The 14,481-nt window shown below is 73.3% G+C and carries 19 protein-coding genes; 9 read left to right on the plus strand and 10 right to left on the minus strand.

The features are described from left to right. The first annotated feature begins 155 nt into the window (after positions 1-155). Positions 156-566, plus strand: a complete 411-nt coding sequence (locus K7854_RS14445) for a hypothetical protein (RefSeq protein ID WP_076973003.1) — start codon at positions 156-158, stop codon at positions 564-566. A gap of 27 nt (positions 567-593) precedes the next feature. Here the strand turns inward: K7854_RS14445 and K7854_RS14450 are convergent, their stop codons facing one another. The 3 genes from K7854_RS14450 to K7854_RS14460 all read right to left on the minus strand — a co-directional run bounded on the left by K7854_RS14450 (position 594) and on the right by K7854_RS14460 (position 3,005). After that, positions 594-1,865 carry a streptophobe family protein gene (locus K7854_RS14450; protein ID WP_226026874.1) on the minus strand — a complete coding sequence of 424 codons (1,272 nt, stop codon included), beginning with the start codon at positions 1,863-1,865 and terminating at the stop codon, positions 594-596. A 142-nt stretch (positions 1,866-2,007) separates the two neighbouring features. Then, on the minus strand, positions 2,008-2,424 hold the full coding sequence (locus K7854_RS14455; protein ID WP_226026895.1) for a PRC-barrel domain-containing protein: 417 nt from the start codon (positions 2,422-2,424) through the stop codon (positions 2,008-2,010). Further along, positions 2,421-3,005, minus strand: coding sequence for a PRC-barrel domain-containing protein (locus K7854_RS14460; RefSeq protein ID WP_226026875.1), 585 nt, complete (start codon positions 3,003-3,005; stop codon positions 2,421-2,423). The genes K7854_RS14455 and K7854_RS14460 overlap by 4 nt, the downstream gene beginning before the upstream one ends. 179 nt (positions 3,006-3,184) lie before the next feature. Between K7854_RS14460 and K7854_RS14465 the strand changes: the two genes are divergently transcribed. After that, positions 3,185-3,640, plus strand: coding sequence for an ATP-binding protein (locus K7854_RS14465; protein ID WP_226026876.1), 456 nt, complete (start codon positions 3,185-3,187; stop codon positions 3,638-3,640). A gap of 31 nt (positions 3,641-3,671) precedes the next feature. Here K7854_RS14465 and K7854_RS14470 read toward each other — a convergent pair whose 3' ends face one another. Next, positions 3,672-4,538, minus strand: coding sequence for an RNA polymerase sigma factor SigF (locus K7854_RS14470; RefSeq protein WP_226026896.1), 867 nt, complete (start codon positions 4,536-4,538; stop codon positions 3,672-3,674). A 215-nt stretch (positions 4,539-4,753) separates the two neighbouring features. Here K7854_RS14470 and K7854_RS14475 point away from each other — a divergent pair, with 215 nt between their 5' ends. Next, on the plus strand, positions 4,754-5,179 hold the full coding sequence (locus K7854_RS14475) for a helix-turn-helix domain-containing protein (protein ID WP_226026877.1): 426 nt from the start codon (positions 4,754-4,756) through the stop codon (positions 5,177-5,179). A gap of 51 nt (positions 5,180-5,230) precedes the next feature. Here K7854_RS14475 and K7854_RS14480 read toward each other — a convergent pair whose 3' ends face one another. Further along, positions 5,231-5,833 (minus strand): ClpP family protease, encoded by a 603-nt coding sequence (locus K7854_RS14480; RefSeq protein ID WP_226026878.1) that lies wholly within the window; start codon positions 5,831-5,833, stop codon positions 5,231-5,233. Position 5,834: 1 nt separating this feature from the next. Further along, complete coding sequence (locus K7854_RS14485) at positions 5,835-6,488, minus strand: ATP-dependent Clp protease proteolytic subunit (RefSeq protein WP_226026879.1); 654 nt, start codon at positions 6,486-6,488, stop codon at positions 5,835-5,837. A 199-nt stretch (positions 6,489-6,687) separates the two neighbouring features. Between K7854_RS14485 and K7854_RS14490 the strand changes: the two genes are divergently transcribed. From K7854_RS14490 to K7854_RS14510, 5 genes are all read left to right on the plus strand, one after another. Next, entirely contained in the window at positions 6,688-7,170 is a 483-nt protein-coding gene (locus K7854_RS14490; RefSeq protein WP_226026880.1) for a VOC family protein, read from the plus strand. Between the two features lie 120 nt (positions 7,171-7,290). Further along, positions 7,291-8,088: a VOC family protein gene (locus K7854_RS14495; RefSeq protein ID WP_226026881.1), complete on the plus strand. Its 798-nt coding sequence runs from the start codon at positions 7,291-7,293 to the stop codon at positions 8,086-8,088. 31 nt (positions 8,089-8,119) lie between these two features. Continuing rightward, positions 8,120-8,821, plus strand: coding sequence for a ribonuclease H family protein (locus K7854_RS14500; RefSeq protein WP_226026882.1), 702 nt, complete (start codon positions 8,120-8,122; stop codon positions 8,819-8,821). A gap of 126 nt (positions 8,822-8,947) precedes the next feature. Beyond that, positions 8,948-10,207 carry an FAD-dependent monooxygenase gene (locus K7854_RS14505; protein ID WP_226026883.1) on the plus strand — a complete coding sequence of 420 codons (1,260 nt, stop codon included), beginning with the start codon at positions 8,948-8,950 and terminating at the stop codon, positions 10,205-10,207. A 12-nt stretch (positions 10,208-10,219) separates the two neighbouring features. Beyond that, positions 10,220-11,203 (plus strand): aldo/keto reductase, encoded by a 984-nt coding sequence (locus K7854_RS14510; protein WP_226026884.1) that lies wholly within the window; start codon positions 10,220-10,222, stop codon positions 11,201-11,203. A gap of 27 nt (positions 11,204-11,230) precedes the next feature. Here the strand turns inward: K7854_RS14510 and K7854_RS14515 are convergent, their stop codons facing one another. Continuing rightward, a complete protein-coding gene (locus K7854_RS14515; RefSeq protein WP_226026885.1) occupies positions 11,231-11,581 on the minus strand; it encodes a hypothetical protein in 351 nt (116 codons plus the stop codon). Positions 11,582-11,813: 232 nt separating this feature from the next. Between K7854_RS14515 and K7854_RS14520 the strand changes: the two genes are divergently transcribed. Then, complete coding sequence (locus K7854_RS14520; RefSeq protein WP_264087305.1) at positions 11,814-12,239, plus strand: DUF6328 family protein; 426 nt, start codon at positions 11,814-11,816, stop codon at positions 12,237-12,239. Between the two features lie 73 nt (positions 12,240-12,312). Here the strand turns inward: K7854_RS14520 and K7854_RS14525 are convergent, their stop codons facing one another. The 3 genes from K7854_RS14525 to K7854_RS14535 form a co-directional block, all read right to left on the minus strand. Next, a complete protein-coding gene (locus K7854_RS14525; protein WP_226026887.1) occupies positions 12,313-12,741 on the minus strand; it encodes an SsgA family sporulation/cell division regulator in 429 nt (142 codons plus the stop codon). Positions 12,742-12,834: 93 nt separating this feature from the next. After that, entirely contained in the window at positions 12,835-13,812 is a 978-nt protein-coding gene (locus K7854_RS14530; protein WP_226026888.1) for an LLM class F420-dependent oxidoreductase, read from the minus strand. 56 nt (positions 13,813-13,868) lie between these two features. Further along, on the minus strand, positions 13,869-14,481 hold a 613-nt coding region (locus K7854_RS14535; protein WP_505016449.1), incomplete at its 5' end, for a serine/threonine kinase C-terminal domain-containing protein.

Consider the following 14,481-nt stretch of genomic DNA (forward strand, 5'->3'; position numbering starts at 1 on the left):
GAGACTGGCCGGAAATTCATGGTGACAGTGGTTCAGTAGTGAACATACTCACCACTAGGGCCTTTCACACCATGCGACAGTGCCCTCACGCACAGCACACGAGCCGCACGGACGCGCCGCCCGACCGGCAGGCGGGCGTGACGGGGAGGGCAGCAGTGCACGACGAGTTCCTGTGCCATGTCACCGCCTACGGTGTCTGTGACGGCCGGCGCATCGGTGTCCCGCTGGGCACCTACCGGGCCCCCACCCTCGCCCTGGCGCTGTGGTGGCTGCGCGACCGGGCATCGTGGATCGCCGAGCGGCTGGACCCGCAGCCCGACACCCCGCACTTACCGCGCGGCGCCCTGACTCCCGTCGCCGACGACGCGCCCGACGTGCCGCGCATGCTGCGCGCCTGGTGCGCCGACGACGTACAACAGGAGCTGGTCGCCGACGAGTTGGCCGCGGGGCACCTGGTGCGGGTCGCTACCAGTGACGAGACCACCGAGTACGAGCTGATGGCCGAGTCCGTGGACGCGCTGCGCATGCAGCGGGCCGCACCGCTCCTGGTCGTCCCCGTCGCCTGAACCTTCCCGTCCGCCGCACCGGCCGCTTCAGGACCGGACCCGGCCGGGCCGACCGCCCGCCCACCGGGCCGGCAGCGCGCCCAGGAACCCGGCGACCAGTCCCCACAGCAGCGCGAGACCCACCGCGCCCCACAGCCGCGGCCGCAGGAACACCTGCCCGGACAGCCCGCCGCCCAGGTCGCCGATGCCGAGCACCGACAGCCCGTAGTGGGCGGAGATCCGGGCGACCAGGCCGATCACGAGCACCGTGAGGGCCAGGGCGACGGCCAGGTGCACGGCGTGCAGCCAGGCCGGCCGCCGGGCCGGGGCACGGGAGGCCATCAGGAATCCGGCCGCCAGGACCAGGACCGCCGCGGCGACCAGGAGCCACCACATCCGCCCGTCGCGTTCGGCGAGCGTGCCCACGTTCACGGTCGAGACGTCCGGCGTGCGCAGCACCTCGTCGAGCACCCGCGGCATCGGCAGTCCGAACGGCCCCTCCACCCGGCCGTTCCAGGTCGCCCCGAGACCGATGGTGAGCGCGGGCCAGGCCAGGTTCGGCAGCCCGAGCAGCAGCACGGCGAAGGTGTCCGCGGGACTGCCGCGCGTCCCGGCGGCGACCAGGGCGACGACCACGCCGATGACGACGCAGGCGAGCAGCAGCGCGACCATCGCGTACGCGGCCGGTCCCGCCGACGTCCGCAGCCGCAGCAACGGCCCGGGCAGCGGCGTCCGGTGCGAGACCAGCAGCGCGAGGACGAGCACCCCCGCCAGCCACAGCAGTCCGAACAGGACGGTCAGCGGCACGTCCGCGGTGAAACCGACCGTCGGGCTGACGCCGAACAGGTCGCCGAGGTCCTCCAGCAGCCCCTCCCCGAGCGAGACCTCGAAGGTCTGCCGCGCGGCGAACGCCGTCCCGAGGAGGGCCAGCAGCCACAGCACGGCGATCCGCCCGGCCCAGCCGGCCAGCTCCCCGGCGCCGCCCACGGCCCGGTGGCGCAGCGGCCGCACGAAGCCCCGGCCGATCACCAGCGCACCGGTGAGGGTGACGGACAGCGGCATCACGATCAGCCCCGCGTCGGTGGCCGCCAGGTCGCCCGCGTCGCCCGACATCTCCAGCGCGCCCCCGACGGCGGTGACGACGGTCGCGACCACGACCCGCGGGAAGGCGTTGTCGGGCAGGTCCGCGGCGCCGGCCGCCCACAGTCCGAGCGCGGCCACGGCCCCCATGGCGACCAGCCCGGCGAGCACCGTGCCCAGGGCCTGCGCCCAGCCGCGCCGGGCCGCCCGGCCGGCGGCCGCGGGCGGTCCGGAGGGCATGGGGGGCGTGGGAGGTACGGGAGGCACTGCGGGGGGTCGGGGACTCACGGTGCCACGCTAAGCAGCCTCCGCCGGGCCCGCCCGCCGACAGGGCCGTCCGCGTCGGACGGCGGCATCCGGCCGTGCCCGTACCGGTCGGCGTTCAGCCCGCCCACACGACCAGGGCGTAGTCGCCGAGGCCCAGCAGGCGGTCGGGCGGCAGTTCGCCGCGGGTGGTGAACAGCGCGAGGAGACGGGCGGTGCGGGTGTCGAACGCGACGTCCAGCACCGTGCCGAGCCCGGTGCCCGTGTCTGTGAGGATCCGGCGGCCCAGCAGGTCGTGGTGGGGCGGCGCCGAATCGCCGGCGGCCGCGGAACCGACCCGGACGGCGCCCGGTCCCACCGAGCGCACCGCGTCCCAGGCCAGCGCCGACTCCCGGCCGAACCGGCCGCCGCGCCACCGGAGATGGCTGACGGACCCGGAGGCGACGTCGACGGTCAGGGACGTCACGGCGCCGAGCGGCCCGGCCCCGTCCGGCGGCACCACCGGCAGGCCGCGCACCTCGGTGAACAGCATCACGGCGGCGACCCCCGCCACCGGCCGGGCACCCCGGCGACCAGGGCGGTGAAACCGGGCAGGTCGTCCGCGACGTGCCCGACCGCTTCCTCGGCAAGCACCAGCGCCCGGCCGGTGACGGTGAGCGTCGCGCCGCGCGGCACGTACACCCGGCGCCGGTGCCGTGCGCGGCCCGGCACGAACCGCCGGTTCGCCGCCACCCGGAAGCCGACGACCCGCCCACCGGTGCCGCCCTCCACCACGACGTCCAGCACCGTGCCGATCTCCGCCCCCGCCTCGGTCACCACCCTCGACCCCAGCAGCCGCGACCGCAGGTTCTGCCGGTGCGCCGTCATCGCCGCCGCGGCCACCAGTCCCCGCCGGTCCCGGATCATCACCGCGTCGTGCCCGAGCGCGTGCACGGCCGACCACGGCAGGCCCTCCTGCAGGGGGCCGGACAGCAGGCCACGTCCGGTCAGGGTGAAACCGGTGATCCGGGCCGCGGCGGCGTCGCATACGGTGTCCTTGACCTGGGCGACGGCATCGCCGCCGAGCGTGACCACCGGCCGGGTGGTGAGGCTTCGTGCGGTCATCAGTTCGTTCATCGCACACCCTCTCCCCAACCGCTCGCAGACCCCTGACACACCCCTGACGCACCCACGGGTTCCCCGCACGACTGTGACGATGCCCGCACTGCGAAGAGACGGGGACTGCGATGCGCGGCCCGGGGTACGAGGACAGGTGCAGCAGCGTCCGGCCAGTCCGGCTTCCGAGAGAGAAACGCATGACCGAGTACCTGGACGGGGCAGTGATACCGACTGGTTTCGACGTACCCGTTGAACCGCTGAGGCGGGCGGCACACTACTCCGGTGAGCCGGGTTGCATAGCGCAGGCGCGTTCCTTCGCCTCGCTCTTCCTCGACCAGCTGAGGACCGAGTGGTGCGCCACGATCGGCCCCCGGGCCGACGGCGCGGTGCTCCTGGTGGTGAGCGAGCTGGTCACCAACGCCGACCGGCACAGCAGGGGGCCGTACATCCTGGAGCTGGAGGGCACGGGCAGCTCGGTGACGGTGACCGTGTACGACAGCAGCGGCGCCGTGCCGGAGCGCTTCCCCCGGGACCCCGAGCGGGTCGGCCGGCACGGTCTGGAGATCGTGCACGCCCTGGTCGAGTCGATCGTCGTCGAACGCGTCCCGGTCGGCAAACGCGTACGCGCCGTGGTGCCCCTCACCGAGCAGTGAAGGACACCGCCGTCCGCCGCTGGGCCGGCGCTCAGGCGCAGCCGAGTTCGCCCAGCATGCCCTCGCGCAGCCGGGTGATGATCCGCTTGATCAGCCGGGACACGTGCATCTGGGAGCAGCCCAGCCGTTCACCGATCTCCGCCTGGGTCGCCTCCTCCACGAACCGCAGGTGAATGATCTGCCGGTCGCGCTCGCTCAGCTCGGCCATCAGGGGGGCCAGCGAGTGGAAGTCCTCGACGAGCCGCAGCCCGTCCTCCTCCACTCCGATGAAGTCCGCCAGGACCGACTCGCCGTTCTCGGGTCCTTCGCCGGTCAGGGCGGCGTCCAGCGAGGAGGAGTTGTAGCCGTTGGACGCGATCTGGCCCTCGATCACCTCGCTCTCGCCGATGTTCATCAGCGTGGCGAGCTCGGCGACGGTGGGCTCGCGGTCCAGGCGGGAGGACAGCTCCTCGCGGGCCCGGGCCAGCTCCACGCGCAGCTCCTGAAGCCGCCGCGGTACGTGCACCGCCCAGGTGGTGTCCCGGAAGAAGCGCTTGATCTCGCCGACGATGTACGGCAGCGCGAACGAGGTGAACTCGACCTCGCGGGACAGCTCGAACCGGTCGATGGCCTTGATCAGGCCGATCATCCCGGTCTGGACGATGTCCTCCATGTCGTCCCCGCGACCGCGGAAGCGGCCCGCCGCGAACCGCACGAGCGACATGTTCATCTCGATCAGCGTGTTGCGCGCGTACTGGTACTCCTGCGTGCCCTCTTCGAGTTCCGCCAGACGCCGGAAGAACTGACGGGACAACTGGCGCGCGTCGCGCGGGGCCACGGTGCGGGGGTCCACGGCGCCCCTCGTCCCGGCAGCCTGTGCTGCCACCTGAGCTTCCGGCCGGACCACGGCGGTCTCCATTGCCTCTCCCACGAAAGTCACGGTTCGACGTCTCCCTAGGCTTTCCCGCACGCGGGTACCCGGGTCGCGACGGCACATGCCCCCGTTTCTCCCAGGGTAGTCCGGCGGGCCCTGCCCGGCACCCCGGAGTTCGCCGTGATTCCCCGGGCCGTGATTTCCCTGAGGGCGGAACGCCGCCCCCTTCCGTGACGCGGCCGGGACCCTAGGCTGAGGAGGTGACCAGCCACGTGCCGAACGAAGCCCGCGTCATCCCGCTGCGCCCACGGGTCGAGCGACCCGAAGCGCGTCCCGCCGCGCCGGTCCCCCCGGAGCGAAGGCCGCCCGCCGTACGAGAGCCCCTGTGGCGCGACCTGGTCGGCGACGTCCTGCGGCGGGAACGCCTGGAGCAGGAGCGCACCCTCAAGGAGGTCGCCGAGGCCGCCCGGATCTCCATGCCCTACCTCTCGGAGGTGGAGCGCGGCCGCAAGGAGGCGTCCTCGGAAGTGCTGGCCGCCGCGGCGGGCGCCCTCGGGCTGGGCCTGGGCGACCTGCTCGCCCGCGCGCAGGGCGAGCTGGTCCGCCTCACCTCCCGGCACACCGGCGCGGGCCCGGCCCGTGGCACGTCCGGCGGGCGGTTCGACGGGATGTGCCTGGCCGCCTGAGGCCGCGCACGGGCCGGCGCCCCGCACCGTGCGGGGCGCCGGCCCGGCCGCTCACACCGGCGCCAGGCGCCGGGCGAGCACCTCGTCGGCCAGCCCGTACGCCACCGCCTCCCGCGCGGTGAACACCTTGTCGCGGTCCATGTCCGCGCGCAGCGTCGCCACGTCGTGGTGGGTGTGACGGGCCAGCACCTCCTCCACCTGGGAGCGGATCCGCACCATCTCCTTGGCCTGCAGCGCCAGGTCGGAGACCGTGCCCTGCCGGCCGCCGCTGGCCGGCTGCCCCAGCAGCACCCGCGCGTGCTCCAGCACGAACCGCCGCCTGGGGTCCCCGCCCGCCAGCAGCACGGCCGCCGTGGACGCCGCCTGCCCGACGCAGAACGTGGAGATCGGCGCCTGCACGAAGGTCATCGTGTCGTAGATCGCCATCAGCGACGTGAACGAGCCCCCGGGGGAGTTGATGTAGATCGCGATCTCGCTCTCCGGGGCCGACGACTCCAGATGCAGGAGCTGTGCGATCACGACGTTGGCCACGCCGTCGTCGATCTCGGTGCCCAGGAAGATGATCCGCTCCGACAGCAGCCGGCTGAACACGTCGTAGGACCGCTCGCCCTGAGGGGTCCGCTCGACGACGTTCGGAATCGTGTAGCTGCCCATGTCACAGTCCCATCCGTCGCCGGGTGGCGGCCGGGCGCACGTCCGCGAGGGACTGCACGACCTGGTCCACCATTCCGTACTCCCTGGCCTCCTCGGCCGTGAACCAGCGGTCGCGGTCGCCGTCCCGGGAGATGGTCTCGGGGCTCTGCCCGGTGTGCTCGGCGGTGATCCGCTCGATGGTCCGCTTGGTGAACTCCAGGTTGTCGGCCTGGATCTCGATGTCGGCGGTGGTGCCGCCGATGCCCGCCGACGGCTGGTGCATCATGATCCGCGCGTTCGGCAGCGCGTAGCGCTTGCCCGCCGTGCCGACGCTCAGCAGGAACTGGCCCATGCTGGCGGCGAACCCCATGGCGAGCGTCGAGACGTCGTTGGGGATCAGCCGCATCGTGTCGTAGATGGCGAGCCCGGCGTGCACCGAGCCGCCGGGGCTGTTGACGTACAGGCTGATGTCGGTGCGCGGGTCCTGGGCGGACAGGATCAGCAACTGGGCGCAGACCCGGTTCGCGGAGACCTCGTCGACCTGGGTGCCCAGCAGCACGATCCGCTGGTCGAGCAACTGCTCGGCGAGCCGGTCGTCGAACCGGGTCGCGGGGGTGTCGCCGTCCTCGGCCCTGGGCGATCGGGCCGGGGCCGTTGCGGCGATGAGTGGAGACATCGGCGCTCCTTGTCGAGTCGTGGTCAGCACAGGGGTGCGGTTCGCGGCCGATGGCGCCGCGGTTCCTCCACTCTCGGCCCGCCACGGCCCCCACCGGGCACTTCTCTGCCCGCGGCAGATTCGCCACCGGCAGAGCGATGAGTTCCGCGCACCGCGCCGGTCGACAGTGGTGACCCCGTTCCACGCCCGGGAGGCACTCATGAGCAGCGACGGATTCACCACCTGCCTGTGGTTCGACGGCGACGCCGAGGACGCCGCCAACTTCTACGTCTCCGTCTTCAAGGACTCCGGCATCGGCGCCGTCACCCGGTACCCCGAGGGAGCGCACCAGCCCGCGGGCACGGTGCTCACCGTCGAGTTCACGGCCAACGGCCAGAAGTTCGTCGCCCTCAACGGCGGCCCGGAGTTCCGGTTCACCGAGGCGATCTCCTTCCAGATCACCTGCGAGGACCAGGAGGAGGTCGACCACTACTGGACCACGCTCACCGAGGGCGGCGGCCAGGAAGGCCCCTGCGGCTGGCTCAAGGACCGGTTCGGCGTGTCCTGGCAGGTCGTCCCGCGCCGGCTGGAGGAGATGTTCCGCGACCCCGACCCCGCCAGGGTGGCGCGCGCCAACAAGGCCATGATGTCGATGGGCAAGCTCGACATCGCCGCGCTGGAGCAGGCGTACGCCGGACGGTGACCCGTCGTCGGCGCGCGGGGCGTGGCCGGGATGACTAGCGTGAGGAACCGGACGTATCCGGTCGTCTCACCCCCCCCGCAGTCCCAGTTCGCATCACTCGTCGCACAGGAGGCGACAGTCATGGCCGTGCAACCCGAAGGGGCCCCTTGCTGGGCCGACGCGATGTTCACCGACGTCGAGGGCGCCAAGAGCTTCTACGGCGACGTCCTCGGCTGGACCTTCGGCGAGTCGTCGTCGGAGTTCGGCAACTACACCCAGTGCTACGCGGACGGCAAGGCGGTGGCCGCCGTGGTCCCGCCCCCGCCCGGGCACGAGGACCAGTCCCAGTGGTGCCTCTACTTCGCCTCGCCGGACGCGGCGGCGACCGCAGGCCGGATCCGCGAGGCCGGCGGGGAACTGCTCCTCGAACCGATGCGGGTCGGCGACTTCGGCACCATGTGCCTGGCCCGGGACCCGAGCGGCGTCGTCTTCGGCGTCTGGCAGGGCGACGCCCACGAGGGCTTCGAGGCGACGGCCGTGCCCGGCGCCTACTGCTGGGCGGAGGTCTTCACCCGCGAGCCCGCGAAGTCGGACGCCTTCTTCCCGGCGGTCTTCTCCTACCGGGCCAAGCAGATGCAGGACGACCAGGTGGACTTCCGCCTCTTCGACCTCGGCGGCGACCCCGTGCTGGGCCGCATGACGATGACGGAGGACTTCCCGCCCGAGGTACCGCCGTACATCAACGTCTACTTCACCGTCGCCGACTGCGACGACGCCGTGGCCCGCGCCACCAAGCTCGGCGGCGTGCTGCGGTTCGGCCCGATGACGACCCCGTTCGGCCGGTTCGCGGCGCTGAGCGACCCGCAGGGCGCCAGCTTCTCGGTGATCGACATCACGACCACGGAAGGGGAGATGCCCAAGGTCACGGACGTCTCCTGAACCCGGTCCGGACCCCTCGCCCGGCCATGGCATGATCGGGCGCATGCGTGAACGTGTGGTGGCCGCGTGCGACGGGGCTTCGAAGGGAAACCCGGGTCCGGCCGGCTGGGCCTGGGTGGTGGCCGACGCGGCGGAGAACCCGGTCCGCTGGGAGGCCGGCCCGCTCGGCAGGAACACCAACAACGTCGCCGAACTCACGGCGCTGGAGCGCCTGCTGGCGTCGACCGACCCCGGCGTACCGCTCGAGGTCCGCATGGACTCGCAGTACGCCATGAAGGCCGTCACCACCTGGCTGCCCGGCTGGAAGCGCAACGGCTGGAAGACCGCCGCCGGCAAGCCGGTCGCCAACCAGGAGCTGGTCGTGCGCATCGACGAGCTGCTCGACGGCCGCTCGGTCGAGTTCCGCTACGTCCCCGCCCACCAGGTCGACGGCGACCGGCTCAACGACTTCGCCGACCGCGCCGCCAGCCAGGCTGCCGTGGTCCAGGAGGCCGCGGGCAGCGCGCTCGGCTCGCCGGAGCCGCCGCCCGCGCCGGACGTGCCGGCCACCCGCAGGGCGCCGCGCCGGGCCTCGGGCGCCGGCCGCAAGGGCGGCGGCTCCTCGTCGCGCACCATCAAGGCGAAGTTCGCCGGACGCTGCCTGTGCGGCCGTTCGTACGCGGCCGGTGAGCCCATCGCCAAGAACGACCAGGGCTGGGGCCACCCGGAGTGCCGCACGGCGACCGCCGGATAGTCCGCGTGCCGCACGGCGGCCGCGGGCAATCCGCGCCGGCCACGGCCGCGTGGCGGCGGCCCGGCACCGTCCCCTTGTTACTCTGCGGTCCCCAATGACCGTTATGAGTGCATACCAGGGGTGTGTGTGAAGGTCGCCTGCGTCGGCGGTGGGCCCGCCGGACTGTACCTGTCGATCCTGCTGAAACGGCAGGACCCGTCCCACGAGATCACCGTCCACGAACGCGACCCGGAGGGCTCCACCTACGGCTGGGGCGTCACCTACTGGCGCGGACTGCTCGACCGGCTCCAGGAGCACGACCCCGCCTCCGCGCGCACCGTCGAGCGGCACTCCGTGCGCTGGCGGGACGGTGTCGCCCACGTGGGCGACCGGGCCACCCGGCACCACGGCGACGAGGGCTTCGGCATCGGCCGCCACCGGCTCCTGGCGATCCTCGCCGCCCGCGCCCGCGAGCTGGGCGTACGCCTGGAGTACGAGCACCCGGTCACCGGCGCAAAGCCGCCCGCCGCCGACCTGGTGGTGGCGGCCGACGGGGCGGGCAGCGCCCTGCGCAACCGGCACGCCGAACACTTCGGCACCGAGATCACCGCCGGCCGCAACCACTACGTGTGGCTCGGCACCACCAAGGTCTTCGACGCCTTCACCTTCGCCTTCGTGGAGACCGGCCACGGCTGGATCTGGGCGTACGGCTACGGCTTCGGCCCCGAGGGCAGCACCTGCGTGGTCGAGTGCGCGCCCGCGACCTGGACCGGCCTGGGCCTGGACCGGGCCGACGAGGCCGGGGGACTGGTCCTGCTGGAGAAGCTCTTCGCGGACGTGCTGGACGGACACCCGCTCACCGCGCGGTCCGCCGGCCGGGCCGGCGCCCCCTGGCGCACCTTCCGCACCCTCACCAACCGCACCTGGTCCCGCGGCAACCTGGTCCTGCTCGGCGACGCCGCCCACACCACGCACTACTCCGTCGGCGCGGGCACCACGCTCGCCCTGGAGGACGCGATGACCCTGGCCACCGCCCTGCGCAAGCGGGACGCCCTCCCGGACGCCCTCGCCCACTACGAACGCGAACGCAAGGTGGCCCTGCTGCCCGTGCAGAGCGCGGCCCGGCTCAGCGCCCAGTGGTACGAGAACCTGCCCCGCTACATCCACCTGCCCCCGCAGGAGATGTTCGCGCTGCTCGGCCAGCGCCACTCGCCGCTGCTTCCGCACCTCCCGCCCCGCCTGTACTACCGGATCGACCGGGCGGCCGGGCGACTGGAGCCGCTGCGCCGGCTCAAGCGCCGGCTGGGGCCCGCGATCGCGCGCACGACCCAGGCACGCAGACTCGCCACCGGCGACGGACCGGACCGCTCCCGGCGTCCCGACGCGGTGCCCGCGCACCGCGGATGACAGACTGACGCCATGGACGAGCGCACTTTCGGCAGGTCGGATCAGCACGCCTCGGTGGTCGGCCTCGGCACCTGGCAACTGGGCGCCGACTGGGGAGACGTGGACGACAAGCAGGCCCTCGCGGTCCTGGAGGCGGCCGCCGAGGCGGGGGTGACCTTCTTCGACACGGCGGACGTCTACGGCGACGGCCGCAGCGAGCAGACCATCGCGACCTTCCTGGCGAGCAGGCCCGACCTGCACGTGCTGGTCGCTACCAAGATGGGCCGCCGGGTCGACCAGATCCCGCAGAACTACGTCCTGGACAACTTCCGGGAGTGGAACGACCGCTCCCGCCGCAACCTCGGCGTCGACCGCCTAGACCTGGTGCAGCTGCACTGCCCGCCGACGCCCGTCTACTCCAGCGACGAGGTGTTCGACGCCCTGGACACCCTGGTCGAGGAGGAGCGCGTCGCCGCGTACGGCGTCAGCGTGGAGACGTGCGAGGAGGCGCTGACCGCGATCGCCCGGCCGAACGTGGCGAGCGTCCAGATCATCCTCAACCCGTTCCGGATGAAGCCCCTGCGCGAGGTCCTGCCCGCGGCCCGCGAGGCGGGCGTCGGCATCATCGCCCGGGTGCCGCTGGCCTCCGGCCTGCTGTCGGGCAAGTACACGAAGGACACCGTCTTCGCGGCCAACGACCACCGGAACTTCAACCGGCACGGCGAGGCCTTCGACCAGGGCGAGACCTTCTCCGGCGTCGACTTCGCCACCGGGGTCGCGGCCGCCGCCGAGTTCGCCGCGCTCGCCCCCGAGGGGTACACCCCGGCCCAGCTGGCGCTGCGCTGGATCGTCCAGCAGCCCGGCGTCACCAGCGTGATCCCGGGCGCCCGTTCGCCCGAGCAGGCCCGCGCCAACACGGACGCCGCCCGGCTGCCGGAGCTGTCCGACGGCACGCTGGCCGCGATCCGCGACCTCTACGACCGGCGCATCAAGGACCAGGTCGAAGGCCGCTGGTAGGCGCCCCGCGGCCGAGGTGTCACGGCCTCACGGCACCAGGAGCAACTGGCGCTCGCGCTCCTGGTCGCCGGAGGCCGTTCCGCCGTCGCGCGCGGTGAAGGCGCGGGACAGCGTCTCGCTCGCCGCCTCCACGGCCTGCGGCGTGCCCTGGACGGTCACCGTCACCGGCGCGGACAGCGTGCCGCCCGCCGCCCCCGGGGAGGCGTCCGCGGCACGCGGAGTGTCCGGGGAGTCGAAGGTCGCGGTGCGCACCGTCGCCCCCGCGTCGGCGGGCGGGCCGTCGGGGGTCCCGAAGACGCCCTCCAGGGTGCGGACGATCGCCCGGGCGTCGTCGAGGCCGCCGCCGTCGAGCGTCACGGTGAGCTGAGTGTCGGACATCCTTCGCCTTCCTTGCCGCGCATCGGTCGGTCCCGGCCCGTGTAACCGTCCCCCGATCACCCAAACCGGCGGTCGCCGCCCCGGCCCGGCGCCTGAGTGCGGGGATCCCGGGAAGAGGGAAGAGGACGCAGGCGACGGTCATCGGGAGGACGACGTGAGGGACTCGGACGCGGCAGCGGACTCGGGCCGGCGCAGGGGCCGCAACGAGACCGAGGAGGAGCGGGCGGACCGGATGTGGACGGAGCTGATCCAGGAGGTCCGCGTCGCGCAGATGGGCGTGCAGATCCTGTTCGGCTTCCTGCTCACGGTCGTGTTCCAGCCGAAGTACGAGACTCTCTCGGACACCGACCAGACGATCTATCTGGTCACCGTGGTCCTCGGCGCCGTGACGACCGGCGCCCTGATCGGCCCGGTGTCCCTGCACCGCCTCGTCTCCGGACGGCGGGTGAAGCCGCAGGCCGTGCGGTGGGCGTCCCGGCTGACCGTGCTCGGCCTGGTGCTGCTGCTCGCCACGACGGCCTGCTCGCTCCTGCTGATCCTGCGCGTGGCGACCCACGACGGCTTCGTGCCCTACCTCGTCACCGGCGTGGTGCTCTGGTACCTGCTGTGCTGGTTCGGGATCCCGTTGTGGACCCGGCACCGCCACACGGCCCGCTGATACCTCGCGGCCCGCGGCCCGCGGCCTGCCGTTCCCGGGCCGGCGGGCCTGCGCGGTCATCAGCCCTCCGCGGTCAGCCCTCCGCCGTCAGTTCGGCGAGGAAGTCGTCGACGCGCACCTGTTCCCGGCCCGGCCGGACCACCGCGTGCGTCTCGCGCAGGAAGGCCTCGACGGCCGAGGCCCACAGGAACACCACGGCACGGTGGCGGTGCCCGTCGGACCGGTCGTCGCCCAGCAGTTCGACGCGCAGCTCGTCCCACATGCCGTGCGACTCGGGCCGCAGCCGCACGTCGCCGACGCCCACCGGGCGGGTGAGTCCCTCGGCGACCATCTCGCGGTCCAGCGTCCAGCGGGCGAGCACCCGGCCGTCGTGGCTGAAGACCACCGTGAGGGCGAACGGGTCCGCCGCGTCGTACGCGAGGTGGGCGAGCACCGGGAACCGGTCGGCGGTGTCGCCCGCCTGGAGCTGCACGACCAGGGTCTTGTGCACGGCGGTGTTCACGGGGGCCTCCAGCGGGACGGACGTAGAGCCCTCTAGTACCCCGCACACCGGCAAGATGCTCAGTCGTGCCGGTGATTCGTCCGTCCCCGGGGCTCAGTCGCGGCCGAACTCCTCGCGCAGCGCGGGCAGCAGGGTCTTCTCCGACCAGTCCAGGAAGGCGGGCTGCGACTCGCCGCCGATCTGCACCAGGGCGATCTCGGTGAAGCCCGCCTCGACGTAGGGGCGTACGGCCCCGACGAAGGCGTCCGGGTCGTCGCCGCAGGGGATGGACTCGGCGACGTCGTCGGGCGTCACGAACTGGGTGGCCGCCTCGAAGGAGTCCGGGTGCGGCAGTTCGGAGTTGACCTTCCAGCCGCTGCCGAACCAGCGGAACTGCGCGTGGGCCCGCTTGACCGCCGTGTCCCGGTCGGGGTCGTAGGAAACGGGCAGTTGGCCCACGCGCGGCTTGCCCGTGCCGCCGTGCCGGTCGAAGGACTCCAGCAGCCCGGCCTTCGGCTCGGTGGCGATGACCAGATCGGCGAACTCGCCCGCCAGCTTGCAGGAGCGCTCCCCGGAGACGGCGATGCCGATCGGAGGCGCGCTCTCCGGCAGGTCCCACAGCCGGGCCGACTCCACGTCGAAGTGCGTCCCGCGATGGTTGACGTGACCGCCCGCGAAGAGGCCCCGGATGATCTCCACGGCCTCCTGGAGCATCTCGTGCCGCACGTCGACGGACGGCCAGCCGCCGCCCACCACGTGCTCGTTCAGGTTCTCGCCCGAGCCGAGCCCCAGCCGGAACCGGCCCTCGGACAGCAACTGCAGCGTCGCCGCCTTCTGCGCCACCACCGCCGGGTGGTAGCGGAAGGTCGGACACGTCACGTACGTCATCAGCGGGATGCGGGAGGTCGCCTGCGCCGCGGCGCCCAGCACGCTCCAGGCGTAGGGCGCGTGGCCCTGCGCGCGCAGCCACGGGAAGTAGTGGTCCGAGGTCACCGAGAAGTCGAACCCCACCTCCTCGGCCCGCACCAGATGGCCGACGAGTTCACGCGGGCCGGCCTGCTCGGTCATCATCGTGTATCCGATGTGTGCCATGGCGGCCGAGTCCCCGCCCGGCCCGAGGGAAAACAGGCGGAAACGGGGCGGAAGGGTCAGCTCGCATCCTCCCGGAAGGTTCCGAGGACGGCGGCGAGCGCCCGCTCGTTCGCCGAGTCGCCCCAGTCGCCGGCCGGAGCCGTCCAGCGCAGCGAGAAGCTGCGGCCGCCGCCGAGCAGGAAACCGCGGCCGAAGGTGCGGACCCGGGCGCCCTCGTCCCCGGCCAGCCACTCCATGTCGGCCGCCGCACGCCCCCGGTAGGTGGTCGCGCGGATCTCGCCGATCCGCCGGTAGCCGTCCGAGCGCGCCAGGCCCGGCTCGACGTCGTCGCGCCAGACCGCCACCGGGTCCGCGCCCGCGCTCCTGCTGTAGGTGACGGCGAGGGTGCGCGGGTCGCCGGACGCGCCGAACACCACCCGGTACGCGCCGCCCGGCACGCGTGCGGTGTCCAGCCGCGTCCAGCTGCCGGGCAGGGCGACGGAGAAGCCCTCCGGCGCGTCGTAGCGGCGGAACCCGGCCGGAGCGGTGCCGTCCGGCTGCGACGGCGAGGCGCTCGCGCCCGGACCGCCGGCGGTGGCGGAGGGGGAGACGGCGCCGGACGCGGCGGGGGCGGAGGGCGAGGCGGACGGGTCGGAGCCGGGGGGCGGCGCGGCGTCGCCGGACGTGCCG

This window comes from Streptomyces hyderabadensis (assembly GCF_020404845.1).
Lineage (GTDB): Bacteria > Actinomycetota > Actinomycetes > Streptomycetales > Streptomycetaceae > Streptomyces > Streptomyces hyderabadensis.